Below are 24,092 nucleotides of genomic sequence, written 5' to 3'. Positions count from 1 at the left end.
AAATGTCAATTAATGAGAACAAAATCAAGGAAGAGATCACGAAGCGATGGGACTATTCATCGCAGCGCTATGATACATATCATGGCCACGGAGTAAAGAGCGAGGAAGAGGCAGCAGCCTGGAAGGCACTTTTCAGGCAAGTCATCCCCGGAGAAGAGCTAACCGTTCTGGATGTTGGCTGCGGCACAGGCGAGATGAGCCGAATGCTGGCGGACATGGGGCATGAGGTGACGGGTATCGACCTATCCGAGAAAATGCTCGCGGTGGCAAAGTCAAAGGCTCCCGGCAGTATCGAATTTAGGATAGGCGACGCAGAGAATCTCCCCTTCGACAAGGGAAAATTTGATGCAGTCGTAACCCGACACGTACTCTGGACGCTGCCGAATCCGGAAAAAGCCCTTGAAAGCTGGCGAAATGTACTGAAGCCTGGGGGAAAAGTAGTCGTCATAGATGGCATATGGGGTAATGGTAGCCTTGAGACGCGCTTGAGAAGAAAGATCGGTAATCTTATGATACTTATAGTCGAAAGAAACGATATCTCTAAAGACAGCTATACTGCGGAAATGAATGCCATGCTGCCTAACGCAAAAGGGGTGTCTTTGGATAAGGCCCGGGAATACATGGAAAAAGCCGGGCTTAAAAATGTGCACTCGATGGGGCTAAACGATCTCGTGAGAATTCAGAAAAAGCATATGCCTTTCAGGTATAAGGTCACCTACAAGTATGACTATTATGCGATCTGTGGCCTGAAATGACATTTCAATATAAATTTGCGAATGAACATTAAATGATCAAAAAATAATAATAAATCATATTATTTTCTGTATAATGTTAAAAAATAAAAGAAAAATCAAAGATATTCGAGTATTGTATTACATAATGACTATATATTAATACAATTGAAGCTTATACCTGAAGCGAAAGAGGCATGGATATGAATAAAAATAGCTCAATTGTAACCGCTCTAACTTTTATAATTATTATATCAGCTGCCGGCATATTTTTACTATCCGGTTCTTCCGAGAAATTGACAGAAAATAATATAATAACAGTGACAGATTTAGCAGGTAGAAGCGTATCACTTAAAGTGCCTGTCGAAAGAGTAATTCTCGGGAGTTCTAGAGACCTCCATGAATTTGCTGCTATCGAAGGAGAAGACTTTTCTAGAAAAATAGTTGGCTGGGGCCCTGATATAAAGGATACCGATAAAGATACCTATGATAAGTTTAAAGAAAAATATCCAGAAATAGAAAATATACCCGATGTTGGCTCTATCTCCAAAGGTACATTTAGTGTAGAAAAAGTGGTTTCGTTAAATCCTGACTTGGTCACTATCCCTCTCTGGGATTATGAAAAAGCTAAAGAAGACATTAAAAAGCTTGAGCAGGCTGGAATACCGGTTATAGTGATTGATTTTTGGGCTAAGCCTCTTGAAAACCCTCCGAAAAGTGTACTTTTGATGGGTAAACTGCTGGGAGAAGAAAAAAGAGCAAATGATATCGCAAATTTTTATAATGATCAGACAAACATCGTCTACTCACGAATCACAAAAATCACCAGGCAAAAACCAACAGTCTATGTCGAGTGCGGTTGGAAAGGTCCGGATACCTACGGGAACAGCTATAGCAATGTTGGGTGGGGCGAGCTTATCAACAGATCCGGCGGGAGTAACATCGCCGAAAATTTTTCTGAGCAGATGCCTACTATTAATCCCGAATTTTTACTGGACCAGGATCCTGATATTATAATCATTAGCGGTGCGAACTGGCCGGCAGCTCCCAATTCTCTGAGGTTGGGATACTATACCAATGAAGACAATTCCAGAGAGTTACTTAGAGGATATCTGAATCGTCCAGGGTGGAACACACTGGAAACCGTGCAGAATGAGAATGTATACGGGGTCTTCCACGGGTGCTGCTTCAGAATATATAATTATGCTGCTTTACAGGCTTTCGCCAAATGGTTCTATCCAGAAGACTTTAAGGATATAGACCCGGAAGCCGGAATAAAGGAATTCCATGAAAGGTTCATGCCCATTGATTATAGTGGAACCTGGATACTTGAATTAAAAGAGTAGTGTAATCTCGAAAATGCAGATAGTGTTGGATAACCCGCAAGCCCCTATACGCTTGGAAAATTGAAGATGATATACCGTAGATCATCCCATTAAACTCAATAAAAACAGTTATGGAAACGGAAGTGCCTCTGTAAATCTTCCACAGATTAATAACTATGGTAGTGGTACAGTATGGGTGCGAACAATATCGAAATAGATCCTGTTAAGGAAAGAGTAAAAAACTACTGGAGTAGTAGCAGCAAATATTATGACCAGAGTCCTGGTCTTAACAGCGAAGAAGAAAAGGCATGCTGGAAAAAAGAGCTTGGTAAGGTTATAGGTGAGGAAAAAAAAGACATCCTTGACGTCGGCACGGGTACAGGTTTCATCGCTTCTCTTCTGGCAGAACTGGGGCATAATGTCACAGGTGTTGATTTTAGTAAAGATATGCTTGCGGTGGCCAAAGAAAAGACTAAACGTCTAAACCTTTCTATAAAACTAATGGAATGCGACGCTGAAAATCTTCCCTTTGATGAAAATATTTTTGACTGCGTAATTTGCCGTTACCTTCTTTGGACTTTACCGAATCCGGAAAAAGCTATTATGGGTTGGATTAAAGCGACAAAACCTGGAGGGAAGATAATTATCATTGACGGAGAATGGGCACCAAAGAACGCAGCTCAAAAATTGAGCCGAAAAATGCTGGCTCTGCACCAGTTTTTAAGATACGGTGCAAATTTTTCTAAAACACACTATTCTAAGAGTTTACGAGAAAGAATTCCTAACGGGGACGGAGTTAGCTCAAAAAAGATAGTTGAATATCTTTCTGAATTTGAAGTTAAGGACATAAAAATAATCGACCTCAGGCATATCAGAAAAGTACAAAAAAAACATCTTTCATGGCACTTAAGATATTCCTACGATCGTCCAACCCATCTGGTCTATGGTACAGTAAAATAAAAATCAAATAAAAATTTTAGGTTTAAACTGAAGCGTGTTTCTTTAAGAGACTGTCTTATAAAATGTATCCGGGCATATAACGTCATATTAAGCGTTATACGTCCAGACCTTATGTTTCTGTTGTAAGGCCGAACAATATCCATCATGCCACTTAGCATTATCTCTCAAGTGAAAAAACCCATCTTTTCAAGTCAGTATTCTTCCGGGATTCAGCCAGTGAAGGGATTAAGTCTCCGTTCTTGTCAAACTTGTCCAGCCCATAATGGGACAACATCCGTTTCAGGTTGCCGAAGCCATAGTCAAAAAAATGAAGTATCGGTAATGTCCATGACACTGCCGATGACCAGCTTGGAAACGGAATTATCTTCTGTAAGTTGGGATAGGTTTACACAGGCAGGTAGTTAATGGCATGAGAAATTGTACGACATGCTCTTTAGCCCTGTTTTTAAACACATAGGGTACCGGGAAAGTCAGTCCTTTCCCAGGATCAGCTCCTGCATGAGAGTGTCAACGACAAGGATTTTGTCAGCATCTATTTTCATGATGTTGCCGGCCGAGCCCATCAGCACAACCTTTCCTTCCTTGAGCTTTGCCTTTACAATGTTTTTTGTGATCTCCTTCCTCTGGCCCGATTCTTCCAGGTATACCTTAAATTCGCACATTATAATCCTCACAAATAGTAATTTCAAAAGCAAACGGCATCCTTTATCTTTCGAATGTCGTCGATAACCACGCTATCCGGCTCCATGTCCAGCAGCTGGACGACATTGTTATCCGCTTCCAGGACTTTTTTATCATGCCTGACAGTGAAGATGTCATGCCCGTCGATGCCAAGTGCATTTGCAACTTTTTCAGCATCAATCCCGTTCGCTGTCTTGTTTACGACTACGAGCTGCCGCTTCACCTTGAGGTCGGCAGCTAGTTTCATGACGTGTTTAGCGACATCGATAGCTTTTGGGAAGGCCTCTGTCACGACAACGTTATAATCGTAGTTCGCCGCTAACCCTCTGCCCAGTATTTCCGACCCGGCCTGGGAGTCTACGATGACGAAATCATACTCACTGCCATTTGCGGCTAGGTGCTCGACCAGCAGCTTGACCATGGCAACAGAAGAGCAGATACATCCGGCACCTCCGAATGGTATTGTGCCCATAACGATGAGCCGAACCTCATCGGACGTCTTCACGGTAAAATCTTTGAGGACGTCCTCGAAATCGATTTTACCTGAATGATGATTATCTTCGCCATCATCGTCCATGTCCGTATTGACCCTTATTTCGGTCTTATGGGCTGCAAGAGTCAGCACGTCCGATAAAGGGACGCCCATGGACATAGCCAGATTCATGCTGGGGTCGGTGTCAATTATCATTACCCGGTAGCTGTCCCGGGATAGGAGTCGCGACAATGTGGCAATAATTGTGGTCTTGCCAACGCCGCCCTTTCCTGTTATGACGATCTTTTTCATCTTGCCCGTGTCTCCAAAAAAGCTTCTCTTAGGCTTATTTCACGGCTTCCAGCGTATATGTGGTCACGAAGACCATTTCATCAAACTCGTCCTCGATGCCCTTGGACTCATCCCGGTGCCTGACCAGAAACATCCATTTGCCTTCCTCGGTAATGGGCACATTGACGATGCCGTCCTTATCCGTGACCAGGACTGCCATTTCCTTTCCTTCTTTTTTCGATACCGCCTTTACTTCGGCGCCCTCGAGCTTTTTACCTTCATAGAAGACCGTAAGTGCCAGCGGTGTACCCACCCTGGCAGTAATTTCGCCCGGAAAGATGTCCAGGATGCCTGTTGTGTGCCCGGCATTGAATTCTCCATTTTCCCCGATGGTCACGAATGCTTTTGCCATCTGGTGCCATGCCCCGGCGTAGACCGCATCATTGTACATTTTTTTAGCACCGGCTTTGAAGCCTTCCTTTTTTGTGTTCGAATATATCTCAGGCGAAAGGTCGGCCACGACCGTGTAGCAGCCGGGACCGTCCACTTTGAACTTCAGCTCGATGGCTTCATTTTTCGCCGCCAGGACGGCAGAGATCTTCTCGCCATCCGGTGCGTATACAGACGGAGAGACCTTCGCTATTTCGGGGCAGCCGTCCGGCTTCATCATGTGGCCGAAATATAGCCCGATCTCTACGTCATCGTCTTTCATCAACGTCTTTTCCAGCCATATTTCGTGGCCCTTTACCATTAGAATCAGTTTGTCCATACCAGACTCCTCGAACCGGGCGTTTAGAGCATGCTAGGCGTACTCACCGTCATGGCACTGCACAAAAAAACACCCGGAAGATCGTTAAAACATTTGAATACAAGTTAAAGTTCTTAGTATTAATAATTTATTAAAACGTATTAATAAATCATATGATTTTATAATAAAATCAGAATTTTTCCCAATGCTATTTCAGGACATCACTAACTGTTTATCAGGTTTAAAACTAGCTAATACATGCCAATCTCTCTGGATATATAAAACGGGCATTTTTTATCAAAATTTAGTTAAAAGATTAATAACCGGTTTATATGTAGACCTATCAGCTACACACAATTACGGAATGCTCCTGCTGTCTTCCACGATGCCTTTGTATTTTTATTGTATGGTTATATGACATACGACAAGCAACTTGCAGGTCTGCAGAGCAAGGAGAAACTTCCGCGCTGCCGGAGTGCCAGAAAAGTGCACGAAATCGAAAAAATCTATAGGGATGGGGAGATGTTTTTTCTTTTGCGTGCCCCGTGTTTTCTCCTTACTGAACCGTAATTTTCCCATCCACAAGCCTGATAATTCTGTCAGCTTTTGAGGCCAGATCCTCACTATGAGTAACTACGATAAACGTCTGATTATATTCCCTGTTCAGCTGCCTGAGCAATTCATAGATCATGTCACCTGTTTTTGTATCAAGATTGCCTGTAGGTTCGTCCCCGAGCACGATTGCAGGAGAACAGCTCAGTGCTCTTGCTATTGCAACCCTCTGATTCTGCCCTCCTGAAAGTTCACTTGGCCTGTGATCCATCCTGTCCTCAAGCCCTACCTCTTTCAGAAGCTTTTCGGCAATTTCCGTTGCTTCTTTCCTGTTTTTTCCAGAAATCAAAAGTGGCATCATTACATTCTCCAGGGCTGTGAAATCCGGAAGCAGATGATGATATTGGAAGACAAAACCAAGTGTCTTGTTTCTCGTCTCGGAAAGTTCTTTGTCCGACATTCTTGTTACATCATTTCTGTCTATCAAGAGAGTGCCTGAACTCGGAGTGGCCAGCAGGCCTATTAAGTGCATAAGTGTACTTTTACCTGAACCCGACGGTCCGACAATTGCTACGAATTCCCCTCTCTCAATTTCCAGGCTTACATTGTCGAGTGCTCGAAATTCCACTCCATTTTCGTAAACTTTGGTCAGGTTCTTAAGCTCTATAATTGGGCTTTTTTCTGTCATACTTTCCGATGCCTCATTAGAATTATTGAAATTTTAAGCGAATATACCTGTTTCATGAAAAAATTAAGCGGAAATTAAAAAGTATAGTCTTTTTCACACCTGCAGAAAGCAGGCTGTATGCGGGCTGTATATATCATGCGCTTTCAATTGCTTTTACAGGGTCGAGTTTTGCAGCTTTCCGCGCAGGGTAAATTCCTGAGAGGATATTGATGACAAATGCAAAGAAAGCCGCATATACAAAGTTAAGCGGTTCGACCTCAAGAGGAAGAGTCTGAAGCCCGAAATACATCTCCTGAGGTACCTCTATTTCATAACTCTGCAGACCAACGGTCACAACGTAACCGAGAATCGTACCAAGTATCAGACCTATGGCTCCGAGGATCATGGACTGGAAAATAAAGACCACCATTATGCTCTTTTGAGAAGTCCCCATCGCTTTCAGGATACCTATTTCCCTTGTTCTCTGGGCAACGATGGTGATAAGGGTATTTGCAATCCCAAAGCCTGCAATTCCGTAGATCAGAAGATAGAAAATATTTACAAAGATCATCTGGGTTTCCAGGAGACTGAGAATTTCGGCATTGGCTTCGCTCCAGCTTACGGCATCAAGCCCGGTTTCTCTTTCAATCGAGTCTGCAATGACATCTGCCTGGTAGGGATCTGCAACCCTGACTCCTATAGTGCTCACAACTCCGGGTTCATTGAAAAAGTCTTGCACAGAGTCCAGCCTTGCATAAGCTGTTACCTCATCTGCGGCAGTCCCGGTATGGATCAGGCCCACAACTTTGAACGAGGTTGTTTGAGAGCCCGGAAAAACAGCATCTACCCTGTCTCCTACATGGACTTCAAGATTTTCCGCAAGCTTATCTCCGAGCAGGATCCCGTACCTTGTGTAGACAAGGGACATGAGGTCTCCTTCTACAACATCCTCGCTCACCCTCATAACACTCTCTTCGGCTGCAGGGTCAACTCCCTGGAGGGAAACACCTTCGGCATTGTCCCGATATTCCAGAGCCGCCTGACCCAGATATTTTGGGGATACGGCTATAATTCCTTCTTTTTCAGCAATTCGGGCTGAGGTATACCTGTAAAGATGGATGAACTCTTCTTCTTCGTCATGAGGACTGATGACGATATGAGGGTTATTTTCTATGCTTGCTGTAACAAGCTCATCCTGAAAACCAGTGAGCATCGCCATCATCACAGTGATTACGGCTACTGCCAGGGCAACGGCAAGTATGGCAAAAAGGGTCTGTCTTTTTCTGGATAATACCTGCCTCAAAGCGATTTTCAGTTCATACATCTGAGTAAGCTCCTAGATGAATACATATTTGGGTTTTAGTCAGCGGCGATTATGAAATAAGCTATGAAATAGTGTTACAACTGTACTCACTTTGAACTAATGGCCTTCACCGGGTCCAGCTTCGCTGCCTGTCGTGCAGGATAAACTCCTGTGATCAGGTTCAGCAGGAAAACAGCGACAACAATGAACGCAATATCCTGAGGACGTACAACAATCGGGATAGAGGTAATACCACCGTAGGCATCGGTTTGAGTTGCCGGAATCTCATACTGTCCTGTTGCCAGGGCTAGCATGACTCCTGTAAAAGTACCGACAAGGGCGCCCAGAAGGCCGAGAATCCCGCTCTGGAGGATAAAGATCCTCTGGATGCTTGAGACCGAGGCGCCCATAGCGCGGAGCATACCTATCTGGCCTGTTGCTCCGATAACCGAAAGGTTCAGGGTACTGACCACACCAAAAGAGGCTATGACAATAATAAGCCCGTATATAATGTTGCCTGAAGTTGTCTCTATAGCAATGTAACGCAGGATTTCAGGATTTGTTTCAGTCCAGCCCCTTGCATTATATCCGAGTTCTTCAATCTTGGTTGCAACTTCCCGATCCCTATTAAAATCGCTGAGCCGGACCGAAACCCCGCTAACCACATCCGGAACGTCATAGAATTCCTGGGCAGTGTCCAGAGAAGTATATGTAAGAGACTCGTCCAGAGGAGACCCGGTATGAAAGATCCCCACAACTCTGAGAGAAAGAGGATTTGCGTTCGGAAAAGACACATCTACGGAGTCGCCCAGGTTAACTTCAAGTTTTTCCGCAAGCTTTGAGCCGATAACTATCGTATTTCTTGAATACTCGAGTTCCCGAAAACTGCCTTCAACCATGTCTTCTTCAATAGAGCTGATCTCACTCTCCTGTAAAGGAACAACACCTTTAAGCTCGGCATTGAGGGAATTGTCCTTGAACCTGAAAGAAGCCTGCCCAGTCAGGAAAGGGGAAACTGCAGTAACGCCTTCTATTGAGCTAATCCTTTCCACAAGAGTCCTGTAGAGGTAGATGTAATCTTCACCTTCCTGCGGAGAGACCGAAACATGAGGGAGTTTATTCACGGTAGTGTCGTAAAGCTCCCCTATAAAACCTACCGTAAGAGCCTGGGAAAACGTGAGTACCATTACAGCGAGAGCTATCGCTCCTACAGAAAGGAGAGTCTGGAATTTTCTTGCCCGAATCTGTCTGAGGGCAATAAAGAGTTCATAGCGCATGGGATTCACGGCTTTTTTGGTTTTATTTTGATTTCTTGAGTTTTATTCTGATTTTTTCCCGATCGGTGCATCTATATGATATAAACAGATTTTTTACGCAAACGTGTTTTAGTGTAGCTTTCTGAAAAGGGCGAAAACCATTGCAAGCCCTGCAACTCCGGCAACAATCGAAAAACCTGGAGTGCCATTTCCACCGTTTTCGTCTGAGGCTTCGTTCCCTGCACCAGAGCTTACATTACTTGTATTCGAGGGGGAAAGGTCAGACTCAATAATAGTTTCCCTGCGTTCGATAATGTCTCCATCGTTGCCGATAAGTTCAATCTCAAGCCTGTAGACTCCTTCAGTGAGCCTTTCTCTCCAGGCAACTTCAACGGTCTCGTCATCATCATTCAACAGCACCGGGACTTTCTCCCTGGCGGATTCGACAAATACGGAACTGCCGCGCCCTGAAGTTTCCTGCACTTTATGTACCGAGAAAACCAGGCTTCCTTCAAAAGGTACCTGGGAACGCCCTAAAACAGTTGCACTTGCTCCGGTTTCATCTTCATAGATATCGGTAATTTCTGCATCGTCTCTGGCAGTGAAATTCTCTGTTGAAGCTACAAACCCTCGATTAGGGGAATAGACCTGGACTTTTACTCTTCCTGTATACTCTTTGTTGTTTTCGAGGAGGGAACCCCAGGATGCAGAAAAGGCTTCCGGGATGCTGGTTAGAGACTCTTTTTCGGTTCTTGCCCTGTAAATAATATCATGCCCGTCTACGAGCATATACTCGATATCAAAAAGTGAAGCCTGATTGGGCGAGAGTACGACAGTGATCCCTTCGGAGTTAGGGACAAGGTCATTGACCTGAAGTCTGGAAGCGGAATTGCTGCCGTAAACAAAATCGTATTCTGATTCCGAAAGTACCTGACCCTGCTCCAGAAGCCGTATTTTTAGAGTGTAAGCCCCGCGTTCGGCGTTCCTTATTTCCCAGAAGCCAACTTTCGTGACTCTTGTATCTGCAGGCAAACTGCCAGTTAAGAATTCCTGTGAAGCAATAACCTCTTCAGTCCCTCTTCCGGGTCTAACCAGAGAAGCCTCAATGGTCAGGTTCTCTTCGGGCTGGGTTGAGTAAACTGTTACATCAAAGGATTTGATATCACTATAAAGTTCAACTATGCGGGCTGGACCTGTTCCTTCGACCTGGGAGGTATTTGCTGCAGAGGCCGGGAGGACCGATATAAGAAATAAAACAAGTATGAGAAGTAAGGCTTTCATGGTCTTTTTTCCCCGATTCGATAACAGAATGATTTTTTGATCTCAAAGACTTTTAATTATTTTTCTGAGCATGCATAAGTTTACTAAGATTTAATGAATACAGCTTATTAATAAAGCTTATGAACAATGTTCACTTAGGTGATTCCATATGCCAGCTAAAAAGACTGTTCAGGACGATCAGAAGAGTGTCAAGCGGGACAAAAAGGCGAAAATTATCTCTATCCAGGATGCCACATGCATGCTGATAGAGACAAAAGGTTATGAAAATGTGACTATCCGGGACATAGCTGAGGCTGGCGGTGTGAGCATAGGACTGATTTACAAATATTTCCCGGGCGGCAAGTTTGACATCCTTAAGGAGATTGGTTACCGGTATACCGATGAGCTACTTATGACAAAGCAGCCCGAAAATATCGATTTTAATGATTTCCCGGGCTACATGAGGAATGTAATAGAAAATATGCAACAATACACCAAAGACAATATTTCTTTGACAAAAGCTTTGATTATGACTGCACTACTCGACAGCGAGATCGTGGAAGAAGTCAAAAATATGGATTTTAAAAACGAATACTACAAAGCCGTGTCCGAATTTTTCTGCCGTTTCAATGGTGTTGAGATAGGCAATAAAGATCCTCTGGACGTCCTTATGAACTGGGGGATTGCTGTAAAAGGTATTATCTTCTGCGACATAATCTACTCCCTATCTACTATTAAGAGTGAAGAATCCCTGATTGACCTCATGGTCGATGTATCTTTGAAGATATGGGGCTATAAGGAAGCGTGAGCTTTTCAAGGCTCAAGCCAGCCAGAAGTCGTTAAAGTTTATCACTACAATCACGTTGCTTATAGTGCTGCATAAAACTACTAACTGGAGTAAAAACTGCTCCCGAACCTAATAGAGCAAGTTCCATTTAATTTTCCAGTTCCCTTGTTTCGCCCTCTATTATGGCTTCAAAATTGGTGTAAATAAGCTTGTGATGTTTTTTTATCAGTATTAAGGATAAAGGTGGTAATTATAGAATATGCTGCTCGATGAAAAAATGTTAGTGACATTACAAAAGTTAGGGTTAACATATTACGGGGCAAGGGTTTATGTAACGCTTGTTTCGCTGGGTCCGAGCGATGCAACCGAGCTTGCTGCTGAATCGGAAGTCCCTCGTACGAAGATATATGATGTCCTGAAAAGGCTTAAAACCGAGAAATGGATAACAGTCGAACATACAAGACCTATTACTTATACTCCTAAATACCCCAGAGATATACTCGAAGAGAAAAAAGCCGCTTTTAATTCTGAGGTTGACGATGTATCAAACCAATTGTCCATGCTGTACGATAAATTAATGGATAAAGAAATTCCTAAAGTTTGGCTTTTAAGAGGAATGGATAATATCACGGCAAAAACACTTGATATGATAAGAAGAGCTGAAAGAGACATAATGCTTTTAGGAGCCCTTTACTCTGCAAATGAAATTGAACGGCTCAAAACGGAATTATCATATGCTAAGAAAAAAGGGCTAAACGTACGTGCCATATCCAGACAGAGTATAAAATTAAAAGAAGGTGAACTGGAAATAATTAAAACATTGTCTTCAGTTATACCCGAAACTAAAATATCCGGGCCATCATTTTCAAAATTTGTAATAATAGATGACAAAGAACTGTTGATGATGTTCTCAAAAGTAGAAGACGAAGTTCTGGACATAGACAATACAATAGCTATATGGATCCCAAATGTGTCGATTGCGTCTTACCAGGCAAGCATATTTAACGGCATATGGAACGAATAAATTAGCAGTTATCTGACATAGAAATCTCTTTTTTATTTATTTTATTACATCAAACAGCTTATTTCAATGTCGAAACATCAATCGGTATTAACCATATGGTAAGTTAACTCAAGTCACCAATAACCCTGTATAAGTTACAAAATTAATATAAAGACTTGAGAAAAATAACTTGTTGTTAATTTCCAAATATAAAGAGAGGATAACTATGAAAATAGTAGGGATATCATCAAGTCCGAGAGGCAAAAACAGCAACACCTTAAAACTGCTGGACGCAGCCCTGGAAGGAGCCGCAAAAGGAGGAGCCGAAGTCGAATCTATTGACGTTGCGAAACTGAAGATCAAATACTGCACAGCATGCAACAAGTGCCAGGAAACAGGCGTATGCTCAATAAAAGACGACTATAACGGCGTGCTGGAAAAGCTGCTTGAAGCGGACGGGATAATCTGGAGCAGCCCTAACTACATAACAAATGTAACAGCCCAGCTCAAAACAGTGTTTGACAGAAGCCCGCTTGTTATTCATGAGCAGCTCTTTGATGGGAAGTACAGCCTTTCCTTAACAACTGCAGGTAGTGATGAGCTTGATTTTGTCCTTGCCATTATGGACAACTTTATGTTACACTGCGGAGGCAAAACTATCGGAGGAGCAGGCTGTTCCGTAGCAAGGGGTCCTGAAGCAATGGAAGCAGCCATTGAAAAATCGCGTGAGATGGGAAAAGATCTTGTTGAAGCGATAAAAGAAAAAAGATCATATCCAGAACAGGAGGCTGCACACCAGGCATGGAGAGATCACTTCAAATATGTCATCCTTGCCAATAAAGATCATTGGACGCACAACTGCGATTACTGGCTGGAAAAGGGCTGGCTCAAAGAGTAAGACTACTGAGGCGGCCAGATCAAAGAGCAGGATTTTCAAGGTAAGGTTCTAAAGGTGATGCCATGAGAGAAACTGCAATGTTAAGCGTTGAAGAGCTGGGGAAAAAGCTCATTGAAGCCGGAAGGCTGCAACTGCGCCCTCTCTGTGTCTATGCCACGGATGAAGTCCCGCAGAGTGCAGTACCATCGTATACTGTAGACCGCTGTGTTGCAAAGGCGATATACGCTTCCGCCCTCTTTAAAGAGACACCTCCTCTCTATGTTGAGGCAGGACATGAACAGTGTTGTATCGGCGGAATGGTATGGATGGGACTTGCTGAACCGCACCCGAAACTGAAGTACTTCGTAACTGTTGGCACTCCGGACTTCCGTGGTGGTGCTGCCGAACACCTGAAGGCAACTCCTGAACTGTTCGATGAACAGAAAGAACGCGCAGGAAAAATTACTCCCCATAGCAAATACACAGTTATTGCACCGTGTACTGATGAAGTTTCACCTGAAACCGTCAGAGCATTTATCCTGTTTGCAGGTAGTGAACAGATCAGAAACCTCTGCGGGCTTGCCCAATTCAATAACTCTGATCCCTTTTACAGGACGATAATACCCGGAGGACCCGTCTGTGCTACGATGATCGCTTTTCCGGCAGGCATGGCAGAAAATGCGCCAAAAGACTCGGCTTTTGTGGGACCTGCCGACCCAACAGGGAATCCCTGGCTGCCTCCTGAGCTGATGATTATGGGCATCCCTGCAGGGCTCGCGCAGCAGATGGCATCCAACCTGGAAGAGTCTTTTATCTGCAAGAGGAGCAGGATAGCATATCCTGAGAAACGTGTTGGTGTAAAGCCTCCGATTGCAGACCTGCAAAAGTAAAAGTAAGGACGCAAAGACAAAATAAGACCCATCCTGAAATAAAGCTGTCCTGGAACACGCAGGGGACAAAATATATTTAGAGCCTATCCCAAAACCCATTTTTACTCCCATATTGGGAGATGCTCATAACTATTTTCCTGATCAGTAGTTCGATTGTTCCTCTCAAAACCAAGATTCAAAGAAGTATTTTTTTGAGTTTTGGGATCAGCTCATTATTATCACATAAATAAACAGGAGGTATTTTTGTGAAGATTTTAATTCGGTAGATGTAAACCAAACCAAATATACGGAGGTCATGTAATGAATATTAATACTAAGAAATTAGCAAAAACGGCCATTCCTTTTATTCTAATAATATTCCCGTTTGTTTTTAGTTTCCTTATTGAGGAGACTTTCGAAAATGCAGTCATTATGGAAGTTCTAATAATATTTATTTTGTTTGCCATTATCTTCAAAAGAAGCTTTTGTGGTTTTTTGTGCATGGTGGGGGCGCTGCAAAGGGGTATTGGATATATAGGATTCAAAATTTTAAAAAAAAGGGCTACAGTTCCTGCAACACTCGATAAATATCTTAGAGCAGTGAAATATATCATACTTACAGGTTTTGCAGTATTATCCATTGCAAGCGGCAAGTTTCTGCTACAAGTCAGTGTTGACGATGTGTTTGAGCAATATAGCATAATATTGCCTGGATTAGCCTGGATAAGTATTATGTTGATGTTTGTAACAATTATTGGCTCATTCTTTATTGATAATTTCTTCTGCAAATATATCTGCATACAGGGTGCTGTCGCCGGAGTTGCAGGTCGGTTTAGCCCCAGTGGTATCGTCCGATGCGAAGATAAGTGCATCAATTGCAAGTTATGTACAAAGAACTGTCCCTCAAATCTAGAGGTGCATAAAATGAAGAAGGTAATATCGGCTGAATGTTTTAACTGCCAAAAATGCATTGCTGTATGTCCAAAGAAAGGGGCATTAACTAATAGTTTTGCAGGCAGAAAAATCCCGTTAGGTTTGTTTGTAGCAATGGCAGGAATGGTTTTCATATTGTTAACCTTTTTAATAACGCTATTTTTATAGATGGTGCTATAAGCAGGTGTCGATCCATTTCTTTAACAATTATAAAAGAACCCCGGAGGAACAGGAATTAAGCAAGCTGCGCAAGGAGCTTCAGCAACTCAAAATGGAGAATGATATCCTCGCCCAGCATGGATGAATGTCCGCCAAGGCCCCGCCAGCTCAAGGCAGCATCATTTTTATCTACTCAAGGCATGTAGATATGGTATTTTATGTAATTTAAGCAAATAATTCTCTAGCCGTAAAAAGGCCACGTTCCAAGGACTTGGACGAGGCCTTTCTATACCGATTTGTTGCTGTTTACAATATTTTCGTTCTTTCTACCTCGTAAAAAACATAACACGGGGTTATTCAGAGCATAAGAATATCTATTCAATGCCTGCGGATTATAGGGGTCAGGAAGCATCGTATCCAGCTTAACAAAAGAAACATGGAGAGATCACTTCAAATATGTCATCCTTGCCAATAAAGATCATTGGACGCACAACTGCGATTACTGGCTGGAAAAAGGCTGGCTCAAAGAGTAAGACTACTGGGGCGGCCAGATCAAAGAACAGGGTTTACAAGGTAATATTCTAAAGGTGGTGCCATGAGGAAAACTGCAATGTTGAATGTTGAAGAGGAGCTGGGAAAAAAGTTTGCCGAAGCCGGAAGGCTGCAACTGCGCCCTCTCTGTGTCTATGCCACGGATGAAGTCCCGCAGGGTGCAGCACCATCGTACAAAATAGACCGCTGTGTGGCAAAGGCGGTTTACACTTCCTCCCTCTTTAAAGAAACACCTCCTCTCTATGTTGAGGCTGGTCACGAACAGTGCTGTGCAGGCGGACTGGTATGGATGGGGCTTGCTGAACCGCATCCAAAGCTAAAATACTTCGTTACTGTGGGTACACCAGATTTTCATGGGGGTGCAGCCGAACACCTGAAGGCAACTCCTGAACTGTTCGATGAACAGAAAGAACGCGCAGGAAAAATTACTCCCCACGGCAAATACACGGTTATTGCACCGTGTACTGATGAAGTTTCACCTGAAACCGTCAGAGCATTTATCCTGTTTGCAGGTAGTGAACAGATCAGAAACCTCTGCGGGCTTGCCCAATTCAATAACTCTGATCCCTTTTACAGGACGATAATACCCGGAGGACCCGTCTGTGCTACGATGATCGCTTTTCCGGCAGGCATGGCAGAAAATGCGCCAAAAGACTCGGCTTTTGTGGGACCTGCCGACCCAACAGGGAATCCCTGGCTGCCTCCTGAGCTGATGATTATGGGCATCCCTGCAGGGCTCGCGCAGCAGATGGCATCCAACCTGGAAGAGTCTTTTATCTGCAAGAGGAGCAGGATAGCATATCCTGAGAAACGTGTTGGTGTAAAGCCTCCGGTTGCAGACCTGCAAAAGTAAAAGTAAGGACGCAAAGACAAAATAAGACCCATCCTGAAATAAAGCTGTCCTGGAACACGCAGGGGACAAAAATATATTTAATTAAAGAGCCCAGTTCTCAGAAGGTCCAGAATCTATTCGACAGGCGTTCGGAAATGAAAACTTCCCGCCTGCGTTTATTTTCTATTTACCTTACGTTTATCTTCTAACTATTATCAATTCATTTTAACCATTCTGGTGGTCTTTTGTCTTCAAAAATCAGTCGTGAAAACTTTATCCGGTCTGTTGCAGACCTCCTGCGAAAAGCAGAAATCGAGCTTCCTGATGATGTGGTGGATGCGCTAAGGAAAGCTGAAGCCAGAGAAGAAAATGAGGTTGCAAAATCCCAGCTACGGGCAATCCTGAAAAACATCGAGATTGCTAAAAATCATGGAGTCCCCATGTGCCAGGATACAGGCATCATGATCTTTTTTGCCGAGCTCGGAACTGAGTTTCAGCCAGGTTTTGACCTTGAGGCCGCGATAAGAAATGCGGTTACCCTCGCTACCATGGAAATTCCGCTTCGCCCCAATGCAGTTGACCCTCTGACCCGAAAAAACAGTGGGGACAATACAGGAGCAGGAATCCCGGATATTCACTGGAAATTTGTGCCCGGAAAGCAACTAAAAGTCACTGTTGCCCCAAAGGGGGCAGGTTCGGAAAATATGAGCGCCCTTCGGATGTTTAACCCGACTGAAGCAGGCAGTATCAAAAATTTTGTACTTGAGACCGTGATAAATGCCGGAGGTATGCCCTGTCCTCCCCTGACTCTGGGATTAGGGATAGGAGGCTCTTTTGACAAAGCAGCCAGGCTTGCAAAAGAAGCCCTGCTTGAGCCTCTTGATACCCCTATGAACGAGTTTGAGAAGGGAATCCTGGACGCGGTAAACTCTCTTGGAATCGGCTGTATGGGACTTGGAGGCAGCACAACCGCCCTTGCCGTACACGTAAAAACCGCTCACTGCCATACCGCTTCTCTTCCGGTTGCAGTAAATATCCAGTGCTGGGCAAACAGGCATGCTTCGATTGTATTCGGGGAGGAAAAATAATGGAATATCATCTGCAGACCCCGCTGAAGAGAGAGGACATTGAGAAACTCAATGCCGGAGATATTGTTTATATCTCAGGAGAAATCCTGACAGCCAGGGATGAAGCCCACGCCAGGATTCTTGAGATGGAAGAAAAAGGAGAAAAACTTCCTTTCTCTCTTGAAGGGGCAGTTATCTATCACTGCGGCCCCCTTATGCAGCAGACCGAATCCGACTGGGAAGTAGTATCAGCAGGCCCCACAACCAGTGGCAGAATGTCAAAAATGACTCCTCCTATCCTGAAAACCCATGAAATTCGGGCAATTATTGGAAAAGGCGGAATGAAAGGTGTTGCAGATGCATTGAAAAACAGGTGCGTCTACCTTGCATATACAGGAGGCTGCGCAGCCCTTGCCGCAGAATTAATCAAAGAGGTAAAAACTGTCCACTGGCTTGACCTTGGAATGCCTGAAGCTGTCTGGGTGCTCAGGGTTAAGGAGTTCGGGCCGCTAATTGTAGGGATTGATTCAAAAGGAAAAGATATTTTTACAGAGGTAAGAGAAAAAGCTGAAAAAGTGCTTGAAAAGCTGGATAAGCAAAACTAAATCCCTGAGCAGTAATCGATTTTTCAGGAATTTCAGTCTTCCGGACTCGAGTTAGGTTATTTCAGGCTGCACTGGACCTGTTAATCGAGATCTAAAGATACTTCCGCTAATCTCATTTTTGGTTTTTTATTTTTTTTGTTTTACTTTTTAACCTCGTTATTTTTAACCTCGTTATTATTGACTAGCCAAGAGCTATTATTTTGAGCCATTCATTGTTTATCCTTTTGCTCAGAATTGCTCCTCCGATCTGGAAGAAGTACCTGATTTAACAGCGGACGCCAGAGGTTTGGCCAGTGCCCTGAAATACTCAAAGGTTTCCTTACCCCAGTAAACGGCTTTTTCTCCAAAACTGACCATGGTATTGTTCTCACTCCCGTCATTTTTACCGGTACAAAAGCAGGTAAGAACCATTGTATCAGTTACAGCAATTGTGGGGGGATTAACACACTCACTCAGTACATATATTTCAACATTTTCGAGAAGAAGCAGGGTATCAAGTTCTTTTTTAAATTCTTCTGTAAACTTTTCAAATACAGGTTGGGTAAATATTATCGATACTTTCAGCCCTTTTTTTGCGTTTTCCGCACAGATGTCCAGATAGCTCAGATCGTGATGTGAAATGATAAGGAGAACTCGTTTCGAGCTGCAAAAAGTCTCAGACATTTCCCGGTATGCCGAAGAAGCATCTTCTCCCTGACAGCTGTCAGGTATCAATGTCATAAGTTCTTCCATTAACTTAAAAAGAACAAGTGGGGCTCCCCCTGGCTTAACACCTGACCAGTAATCGTAATTGTCCTCAAGTAGCCTGAAAGCTTTTACAAGAGATTCCATTCTTCGAACAAGGATTTTCCCCAGAAGGGAGAGATTATATACCCTGTCCTCCTGGACTACGAGCCCGTTTTCTTTCAGCCTTTTAAGCTGGGGCAGGGTAGCAACGGAGTTGGTGTCAAGTTCGGAGTTGATTTCTTCTATGGTTCTGGGCTTCTCTTTTAGGAATAGAAGCAGATCTGTCCTTTTCTCGGAAGACAATAAAACTGTGATCAGGGAAGATCTCATCAACTTTACTGTAAAAACTATAGATATATATTTTTTCATCCTCAATATTATATAGTTCTTGAATAAACGGGCTTATAAAGAGATCAAAACTTCCGGAAGCAGAACGCTCGAGACGACAATGCTGAACATTCGATTACAGGTTCTTAGTATTCAGGTGTTAAAAGAGTGCCTTATTGGAAAAGGCACCTGTTAACGATCTGATTATTTATTCGACTTAAATACCTTTGTTGTGTCATAGACTAGAAGGATAACTGGCTGTCCATTCTGTAGGGTCAACTACAATTGGACACCCTGCATTTACCCATGAATTGATACCACCCTGAACGTTATATACTCTTTTGTAACCCGCGTCTGCTATCAACTGGCTTGCAGCGGCACCTCTATTTCCTGCTTTACAATAAACAAGTACTTTCATATCTTTATTTTTTGGTAATTCACCCATTCTATTCGGCAATAGCTGGCTATCGGATAAATTAACAGGATCATATGCTGGCACATTTTTTAATGGGATCAGTTTTGCTCCTTCAATATGCCCGTGCTTGTATTCAGCAGAGGTACGAACATCCAAAATGAACACACATTTTTGATCAAGTATCTCACTAGCAACATAGGGCGTAACATTTTGATACCCAGCTGAAATAGTATAATCAGTCTCAGGTACTGCTACTGCAATGCTAGGAGCAATTATGAGAAACGCAATAAGAATTGTAAAACCTGACAAGTATTGTTTATTCAACTAATTCCCCCACTAAGCTGATTCTTCCCCATTTTGAACTCAAGATTTTTGACATTTTTACGATGTCAAAATTTTTTAGTGATTTCACTAACAGTTGACAGCCTCAATATAAAATGAAATAAAAATCTTCCAGTTTAAAGCCAAAGTTATTAAATTGCGGTTAATCCGGCCATATTCGGATCTTCTTTTGTGTTCTATCTAAAAACTAATATTACATCGGTAATTACAAATTTCATATTATATCTTTTCCTGTTAATATAAATATATAAGAATTAAAGTTGCGCTGGTGCACCACGCTGCAAGCAATGAAGCATTTTCGAGCCACTGCTCTAAATTCCGTTCGTTTATGCCGGGGTTGGCACTGCAACAGCAGGAGGTGCCGCACTATGGCTGCGGCGGCTGCGCAGGAAGACCTTGATAACCTCGTCAACGAGCAGTAGGGCGATGGCAGCGACGATGCATATCAACCACTGTCTCCCGCTCAGCGGGGTCAGGTCCAGGACGCGCTGCAGTAAGTGAAGCTCGGTAGCCAGGATAGTTACCAACAATGCCACACCATAGAAGAGTACCTGGTTTCGATCATGCAAAATATCCCGGTTGAAAGCGGTGGCAGTCTCGCTGCGAGCGCTGAGTCCCATGGCGATGCTGAGGAGGGCAAAAGCCACAAAGCCCACGGTGGCCGCCGTTGCCGCGCCTTCCGCCTCGTAAATAGACTCCAGATAGACTGTGGCGATAGCTGTCAGGACCCCGATGAAAGCAATACGCACCCATTGTGACGGAGAAAGGATGGGTTGCTCCAGCGGTCTTGGCCTTCTCTCCATCAGATCCTGGGCCGGTTTATCGAATCCTAGCGCGATGGCTACAGGGACTGTGATGAGGAAATTCAAAAACAGGACAACGAGAGGCGTAAACGGCGCACCTCCCAGCACAATAAACAGTGCGGCCAGCAGGTAGGAAGCGATAAACGCCACCAGCTGCGTCATCTGGAAGCGGACGTAGTTGAACAGGTTATTGTAGATATGACGGCCATACTCTATCGCCTTAACGATAGTGGCGAAGTTATCGTCGGTCAGGATCATCACCGCAGCACCTTTGGAGACTTCGGTGCCGGTGATGCCCATGGCCACGCCGATGTCGGCTTTTTTTAGCGCAGGGGCATCGTTGACTCCATCTCCGGTCATGGACACTATGTTCTTCTTCTGCTGGAGCAGCGTCACCAGTCGGATTTTGTCCTCAGGTGCCACACGGGCAACCACACCTATCTGGTCCAGTTGTTGCTTCAACTGCTCATCAGGAATGGCGGCAAATTGAGACCCTGTCAAGGCCTCACCCTCGATTCCCAGCTCGTCACCAATAGCGGCGGCAGTCACCGCATGGTCGCCTGTGATCATGCGCACCTGTATGCCAGCACTGTGGCATTTGGCAATGGCATCCTTTGCCTCGGCCCGAGGGGGGTCGACGATGCCGACCATAGCCAGGAGGGTGAGATCCTTCACCAGGTCGAGAAGATTGCCCTTCGGATCAAAGGTAGCCGGATCGAAGTCACGGCGGGCGACCACCATAACACGCTCTCCCGCTTCGGCCATCCGGTCGTTTTCCTGGAGCGCCAGATGGCGATTATCGTCTGTGATTGGATGACTCTCGCCATCCGGCAACCAGTAAGAACCCGCACGTTCAATCAGCACATCGGGCGCACCCTTGACGAAACAGCGCACCGTAGGCTTTCCCTGCTCGTTTTTCATATTGTGGAACGTGGCCATGAACTTATAGTCGGAGTCAAATGGTACTTCGGCCACACGCGGGTACATATGGCGAGCGCCTTCTACACTGATGCCACCCTTTTCGGCCAGCACAATAAGTGCGCCTTCGGTCGGGTCGCCAATCAATTCTTCGCCGTCAAGGCGGGCGTCGGCGCACAGAGCCATCGGCAGCAATACTGCATCGATATCGATCCTGGCTCCTCCGGAATGCTGCAACTGCCCCTTCGTGCTGTAGCCTTCGCCGGTCACTCTGTAGCGGTTCTGGCCAGGGACGCTGAACTCGCGCGCTGTCATCTTGTTAAGCGTCAGCGTGCCGGTCTTGTCGGAGCAGATGGCTGAGACCGAGCCCAGTGTCTCCACAGATGGAAGCCGTTTAACAATAGCATTCTGAGCTGCCAGCGCCCGCGTGCCCATGGAGTACATAGTGGTGACCACAGCAGGCAGGCCGGTCGGGATGGCCGAGATTGCCAGCGCTACACCTGCGATGAAGATGGCGTCCAGCGCCTGTCCATTGCGCAGTCCCAGGATGACCATCAGGATGAAGGCAAGACCGGCCAGTGCCGCAATGGCCATCGTCAGCCGGTCGAGTTGCTTCTGCAAAGGCGTCTTGTCCGCCTCTGTCTTATTGAGCAGGTTGGCGATATGTCCCATCTCGGTGCCCATGCCTGTGGTAGTGACGATCATCTCTCCACGGCCGCGGGTGACGGATGTATTCATAAATGCCATGTTCACCCGGTCTCCCAGGGGAACCTCGGGCCTGGTAATGGCAGCAGTATCCTTCAGCGTGGCAATGCTCTCGCCGGTGAGGGCAGCCTCCTCAATCTCCATCGTGGCTGTCATGAACAGACGGCCATCTGCAGGGACAACGTTGCCTGCCTCCATCAACACGATATCGCCGGGCACCAGTCCCTCAGCCTCGATCTCCTTTGCCTCGCCGTCCCGGCGCACACGGGCAATATTCTTCATCTTGCTTGCCAGCGCCGCTAGGCTGGCCTCGGCTCTTGCCTCTCCGCGCAGACCAAGAACTGCATTGAAGACAGTAAGGCTCACCAGTACCATGGTGGTTCCCCATTCTCCGGTGAAGAGCTGGTTGACAACTGCAGCTACCAGCAGGATTATCTGCATGAGGTCCCGGTACTGGCGCAGAAAGGCCTGCCAGCCTGGTTCCTTCTTTTTCTCGGCAAGGTAATTCGGGCCATACTGCTGCAAGCGCTGCTGAGCCTCTGCCGAGCTCAGGCCCCTGGCCGGATCGACCTGGAGGCGGTTTGCAACTTCTGCCGGCGCAAGTGCATACCATTTGACGTCCGATGCCGTTTGTGCCGGACCCGGAGATGTGGTTTGATCGGATTGGGATGACATTCTTCTTCTCCTTGAGTTCGAAAAATATCAGGGCTTTAATTCCCTCTGGTTGCAAGTAGCCCTGCTTTCCAGCGCGGTTTTACCTGTTCTTCTTGCCTTTTTTCCTGTCTCTCTTCTTAGTTTCGTCCCTGGTAACCTCGCTTGCATCCAGAATTTCTGGATAGGCAGCTTCCTTCGCTTTGGCCTTTACTACGGATTTATCCTTCGAACCGCCGTCTTCATTCTCGAGCTCTTTCTTAGCCACAAGCAACGCCTGTTTCTGCTGTTCGCTGATAGTAGGATAGGCCAGGTTGAGGTTCTCCATCGTGTTGTAGAGCACGGCCGCAACAGCAAGACGTGTAAACCACTTGTGATCGGCAGGCACGATGTGCCAGGGAGCCCACTCAGTACTTGTGTGGTTGAACATGTCTTCGTAAGCGTCGATATAATCATCCCAGAAGGCCCTCTCTTTCATGTCGGCTGCTGAGAACTTCCAGTTCTTCTCCGGCATCATCGCCCTTTCCAGGAAACGCTCCTTCTGAGCCTCTTTGGACACATAGAGGAATATCTTGACGACAATGATACCGTTGTCAACCAGGTACTTCTCGAAATTGTTGATCTCCTCGAAACGCCGCCTCCAGATACGTTCATCTTTCAACGCGGGCGGGAGTTGCTGGCTGGCCAGGAACTCGGGATGCACACGCACGACAAGGACTTCTTCATAGTAGGAGCGATTGAAAATTCCGATGCGGCCGCGAGAAGGCAGAGCCTTGAAGTTGCGCCATAGATAATCGTGATCCAGTTCCTCACTTGAAGGTCCTTTGAAACTGTGGACATCGACCCCCTGAGGGTTGACTCCAGACATGACGTGTTTGATAGTACCGTCCTTGCCGGCTGCATCGAGGGCCTGAAGGATCATGAGCACAGCATACTGGTTCTGAGCCCAGAGCTTGTCCTGCATCCCGGCAAGTATCTGGATGCCTTCAGCCAGGGTTTTTTCAGCCTCTTCTTTTTTCATCCATTTGCCGGTGAAGCCGGGATCGTAATCCTTCCTGAGGTCGATTTTCTTGCCGGGCGGGACCCTCAGGATGTCCAGCAATTCTTCTATTCTGTCTGCCCTATCTTCAGTTCTGGTTGCCATAGTTTGATTCCCTGTATTATTCCTTGTATCGAATGTTCAAGACCTGTCGAACTTCCGAAAGTCACTTGTGTGTTTAAGTGATAGCTCGTGGCACCGGCTATGCCGGCAGCCACAGAGATCGGACTTTGCAC

23 protein-coding genes are annotated in these 24,092 nt (G+C 45.2%); 12 read left to right on the top strand and 11 right to left on the bottom strand.

Annotation, left to right across the window (positions count from 1 at the left end; genetic code table 11):
• Positions 1-2: 2 nt before the first annotated feature.
• From MSHOH_RS12895 to MSHOH_RS12885, 3 genes are all read left to right on the top strand, one after another.
• Positions 3-755, top strand: coding sequence for a class I SAM-dependent methyltransferase (locus tag MSHOH_RS12895; protein WP_048140180.1), 753 nt, complete (start codon positions 3-5; stop codon positions 753-755).
• Positions 756-934: 179 nt separating this feature from the next.
• Positions 935-2,077 carry an ABC transporter substrate-binding protein gene (locus MSHOH_RS12890; RefSeq protein ID WP_048140178.1) on the top strand — a complete coding sequence of 381 codons (1,143 nt, stop codon included), beginning with the start codon at positions 935-937 and terminating at the stop codon, positions 2,075-2,077.
• A gap of 171 nt (positions 2,078-2,248) precedes the next feature.
• Entirely contained in the window at positions 2,249-3,016 is a 768-nt protein-coding gene (locus MSHOH_RS12885; RefSeq protein ID WP_048140176.1) for a class I SAM-dependent methyltransferase, read from the top strand.
• A gap of 470 nt (positions 3,017-3,486) precedes the next feature.
• On the opposite strand, the gene MSHOH_RS12880 is transcribed toward MSHOH_RS12885, so the two are convergent.
• From MSHOH_RS12880 to MSHOH_RS12870, 3 genes are read right to left on the bottom strand one after another with little or no spacing between them, the layout of a single operon-like run.
• Complete coding sequence (locus MSHOH_RS12880; RefSeq protein ID WP_048140174.1) at positions 3,487-3,678, bottom strand: CooT family nickel-binding protein; 192 nt, start codon at positions 3,676-3,678, stop codon at positions 3,487-3,489.
• Between the two features lie 23 nt (positions 3,679-3,701).
• Positions 3,702-4,481: an ATP-binding protein gene (locus MSHOH_RS12875; RefSeq protein ID WP_048140172.1), complete on the bottom strand. Its 780-nt coding sequence runs from the start codon at positions 4,479-4,481 to the stop codon at positions 3,702-3,704.
• A 34-nt stretch (positions 4,482-4,515) separates the two neighbouring features.
• Complete coding sequence (locus MSHOH_RS12870) at positions 4,516-5,211, bottom strand: DUF4198 domain-containing protein (RefSeq protein WP_275425585.1); 696 nt, start codon at positions 5,209-5,211, stop codon at positions 4,516-4,518.
• 411 nt (positions 5,212-5,622) lie between these two features.
• Here MSHOH_RS12870 and MSHOH_RS24355 point away from each other — a divergent pair, with 411 nt between their 5' ends.
• Positions 5,623-5,778: a hypothetical protein gene (locus tag MSHOH_RS24355; protein WP_162197635.1), complete on the top strand. Its 156-nt coding sequence runs from the start codon at positions 5,623-5,625 to the stop codon at positions 5,776-5,778.
• On the opposite strand, the gene MSHOH_RS12865 is transcribed toward MSHOH_RS24355, so the two are convergent.
• The 4 genes from MSHOH_RS12865 to MSHOH_RS12850 all read right to left on the bottom strand — a co-directional run bounded on the left by MSHOH_RS12865 (position 5,765) and on the right by MSHOH_RS12850 (position 10,267).
• Positions 5,765-6,448: an ABC transporter ATP-binding protein gene (locus MSHOH_RS12865; protein ID WP_048140168.1), complete on the bottom strand. Its 684-nt coding sequence runs from the start codon at positions 6,446-6,448 to the stop codon at positions 5,765-5,767. The genes MSHOH_RS24355 and MSHOH_RS12865 overlap by 14 nt on opposite strands.
• Before the next feature lie 133 nt (positions 6,449-6,581).
• Positions 6,582-7,751, bottom strand: a complete 1,170-nt coding sequence (locus tag MSHOH_RS12860; protein ID WP_048140167.1) for an ABC transporter permease — start codon at positions 7,749-7,751, stop codon at positions 6,582-6,584.
• Positions 7,752-7,837: 86 nt separating this feature from the next.
• Positions 7,838-9,007, bottom strand: a complete 1,170-nt coding sequence (locus tag MSHOH_RS12855; RefSeq protein ID WP_048140165.1) for an ABC transporter permease — start codon at positions 9,005-9,007, stop codon at positions 7,838-7,840.
• Positions 9,008-9,115: 108 nt separating this feature from the next.
• Positions 9,116-10,267: a hypothetical protein gene (locus MSHOH_RS12850; RefSeq protein ID WP_048140163.1), complete on the bottom strand. Its 1,152-nt coding sequence runs from the start codon at positions 10,265-10,267 to the stop codon at positions 9,116-9,118.
• Between the two features lie 148 nt (positions 10,268-10,415).
• On the opposite strand from MSHOH_RS12850, the gene MSHOH_RS12845 reads away from it, so the two are divergent.
• The 8 genes from MSHOH_RS12845 (at position 10,416) to MSHOH_RS12810 (ending at position 17,930) form a co-directional block, all read left to right on the top strand.
• Positions 10,416-11,054: a TetR/AcrR family transcriptional regulator gene (locus MSHOH_RS12845; RefSeq protein WP_048140161.1), complete on the top strand. Its 639-nt coding sequence runs from the start codon at positions 10,416-10,418 to the stop codon at positions 11,052-11,054.
• 238 nt (positions 11,055-11,292) lie between these two features.
• Positions 11,293-12,057, top strand: coding sequence for a TrmB family transcriptional regulator (locus tag MSHOH_RS12840; protein ID WP_048140159.1), 765 nt, complete (start codon positions 11,293-11,295; stop codon positions 12,055-12,057).
• A 205-nt stretch (positions 12,058-12,262) separates the two neighbouring features.
• Positions 12,263-12,934, top strand: a complete 672-nt coding sequence (locus tag MSHOH_RS12835) for a flavodoxin family protein (RefSeq protein ID WP_048140157.1) — start codon at positions 12,263-12,265, stop codon at positions 12,932-12,934.
• Between the two features lie 62 nt (positions 12,935-12,996).
• On the top strand, positions 12,997-13,803 hold the full coding sequence (locus MSHOH_RS12830; protein WP_048140155.1) for a DUF169 domain-containing protein: 807 nt from the start codon (positions 12,997-12,999) through the stop codon (positions 13,801-13,803).
• Between the two features lie 300 nt (positions 13,804-14,103).
• Positions 14,104-14,883 (top strand): 4Fe-4S binding protein, encoded by a 780-nt coding sequence (locus MSHOH_RS12825; protein ID WP_052730859.1) that lies wholly within the window; start codon positions 14,104-14,106, stop codon positions 14,881-14,883.
• 586 nt (positions 14,884-15,469) lie between these two features.
• The gene (locus tag MSHOH_RS12820; protein WP_048140154.1) at positions 15,470-16,279 is read left to right on the top strand and encodes a DUF169 domain-containing protein; all 810 of its coding nucleotides are present in this window, start codon (positions 15,470-15,472) and stop codon (positions 16,277-16,279) included.
• A gap of 224 nt (positions 16,280-16,503) precedes the next feature.
• The gene (locus MSHOH_RS12815) at positions 16,504-17,346 is read left to right on the top strand and encodes a fumarate hydratase (protein ID WP_048140152.1); all 843 of its coding nucleotides are present in this window, start codon (positions 16,504-16,506) and stop codon (positions 17,344-17,346) included.
• A complete protein-coding gene (locus tag MSHOH_RS12810) occupies positions 17,346-17,930 on the top strand; it encodes a FumA C-terminus/TtdB family hydratase beta subunit (protein ID WP_048140149.1) in 585 nt (194 codons plus the stop codon). Before MSHOH_RS12815 ends, MSHOH_RS12810 begins: the two co-directional genes overlap by 1 nt.
• Positions 17,931-18,158: 228 nt before the next feature.
• Here the strand turns inward: MSHOH_RS12810 and MSHOH_RS12805 are convergent, their stop codons facing one another.
• The 4 genes from MSHOH_RS12805 to MSHOH_RS12790 all read right to left on the bottom strand — a co-directional run bounded on the left by MSHOH_RS12805 (position 18,159) and on the right by MSHOH_RS12790 (position 23,961).
• Entirely contained in the window at positions 18,159-18,986 is an 828-nt protein-coding gene (locus MSHOH_RS12805) for a helix-turn-helix transcriptional regulator (RefSeq protein ID WP_239450962.1), read from the bottom strand.
• Positions 18,987-19,218: 232 nt separating this feature from the next.
• Positions 19,219-19,722, bottom strand: a complete 504-nt coding sequence (locus MSHOH_RS12800; protein WP_048140148.1) for a rhodanese-like domain-containing protein — start codon at positions 19,720-19,722, stop codon at positions 19,219-19,221.
• Between the two features lie 344 nt (positions 19,723-20,066).
• The gene (locus MSHOH_RS12795; RefSeq protein WP_048140146.1) at positions 20,067-22,841 is read right to left on the bottom strand and encodes a cation-translocating P-type ATPase; all 2,775 of its coding nucleotides are present in this window, start codon (positions 22,839-22,841) and stop codon (positions 20,067-20,069) included.
• Positions 22,842-22,920: 79 nt separating this feature from the next.
• A complete protein-coding gene (locus tag MSHOH_RS12790; RefSeq protein ID WP_048140145.1) occupies positions 22,921-23,961 on the bottom strand; it encodes a polyphosphate kinase 2 family protein in 1,041 nt (346 codons plus the stop codon).
• Positions 23,962-24,092: the final 131 nt, after the last annotated feature.

This window comes from Methanosarcina horonobensis HB-1 = JCM 15518 (assembly GCF_000970285.1).
GTDB lineage: Archaea > Halobacteriota > Methanosarcinia > Methanosarcinales > Methanosarcinaceae > Methanosarcina > Methanosarcina horonobensis.
Note: the sequence above shows the minus strand (reverse complement) of the source record. Positions and strands in the feature narration are given on the sequence as shown.

Excerpts from the sequence above, each read along its gene's own strand:
- MSHOH_RS12895 (WP_048140180.1), top strand. The coding sequence starts at position 3 with ATGTCAATTAATGAGAACAAAATCAAGGAAGAGATCACGAAGCGATGG.
- MSHOH_RS12890 (WP_048140178.1), top strand. The coding sequence starts at position 935 with ATGAATAAAAATAGCTCAATTGTAACCGCTCTAACTTTTATAATTATT.
- MSHOH_RS12885 (WP_048140176.1), top strand. The coding sequence starts at position 2,249 with ATGGGTGCGAACAATATCGAAATAGATCCTGTTAAGGAAAGAGTAAAA.
- MSHOH_RS12880 (WP_048140174.1), bottom strand. The coding sequence starts at position 3,678 with ATGTGCGAATTTAAGGTATACCTGGAAGAATCGGGCCAGAGGAAGGAG.
- MSHOH_RS12875 (WP_048140172.1), bottom strand. The coding sequence starts at position 4,481 with ATGAAAAAGATCGTCATAACAGGAAAGGGCGGCGTTGGCAAGACCACA.
- MSHOH_RS12870 (WP_275425585.1), bottom strand. The coding sequence starts at position 5,211 with ATGGTAAAGGGCCACGAAATATGGCTGGAAAAGACGTTGATGAAAGAC.
- MSHOH_RS24355 (WP_162197635.1), top strand. The coding sequence starts at position 5,623 with ATGACATACGACAAGCAACTTGCAGGTCTGCAGAGCAAGGAGAAACTT.
- MSHOH_RS12865 (WP_048140168.1), bottom strand. The coding sequence starts at position 6,448 with ATGACAGAAAAAAGCCCAATTATAGAGCTTAAGAACCTGACCAAAGTT.
- MSHOH_RS12860 (WP_048140167.1), bottom strand. The coding sequence starts at position 7,751 with ATGTATGAACTGAAAATCGCTTTGAGGCAGGTATTATCCAGAAAAAGA.
- MSHOH_RS12855 (WP_048140165.1), bottom strand. The coding sequence starts at position 9,007 with ATGCGCTATGAACTCTTTATTGCCCTCAGACAGATTCGGGCAAGAAAA.
- MSHOH_RS12850 (WP_048140163.1), bottom strand. The coding sequence starts at position 10,267 with ATGAAAGCCTTACTTCTCATACTTGTTTTATTTCTTATATCGGTCCTC.
- MSHOH_RS12845 (WP_048140161.1), top strand. The coding sequence starts at position 10,416 with ATGCCAGCTAAAAAGACTGTTCAGGACGATCAGAAGAGTGTCAAGCGG.
- MSHOH_RS12840 (WP_048140159.1), top strand. The coding sequence starts at position 11,293 with ATGCTGCTCGATGAAAAAATGTTAGTGACATTACAAAAGTTAGGGTTA.
- MSHOH_RS12835 (WP_048140157.1), top strand. The coding sequence starts at position 12,263 with ATGAAAATAGTAGGGATATCATCAAGTCCGAGAGGCAAAAACAGCAAC.
- MSHOH_RS12830 (WP_048140155.1), top strand. The coding sequence starts at position 12,997 with ATGAGAGAAACTGCAATGTTAAGCGTTGAAGAGCTGGGGAAAAAGCTC.
- MSHOH_RS12825 (WP_052730859.1), top strand. The coding sequence starts at position 14,104 with ATGAATATTAATACTAAGAAATTAGCAAAAACGGCCATTCCTTTTATT.
- MSHOH_RS12820 (WP_048140154.1), top strand. The coding sequence starts at position 15,470 with ATGAGGAAAACTGCAATGTTGAATGTTGAAGAGGAGCTGGGAAAAAAG.
- MSHOH_RS12810 (WP_048140149.1), top strand. The coding sequence starts at position 17,346 with ATGGAATATCATCTGCAGACCCCGCTGAAGAGAGAGGACATTGAGAAA.
- MSHOH_RS12805 (WP_239450962.1), bottom strand. The coding sequence starts at position 18,986 with ATGAGATCTTCCCTGATCACAGTTTTATTGTCTTCCGAGAAAAGGACA.
- MSHOH_RS12795 (WP_048140146.1), bottom strand. The coding sequence starts at position 22,841 with ATGTCATCCCAATCCGATCAAACCACATCTCCGGGTCCGGCACAAACG.
- MSHOH_RS12790 (WP_048140145.1), bottom strand. The coding sequence starts at position 23,961 with ATGGCAACCAGAACTGAAGATAGGGCAGACAGAATAGAAGAATTGCTG.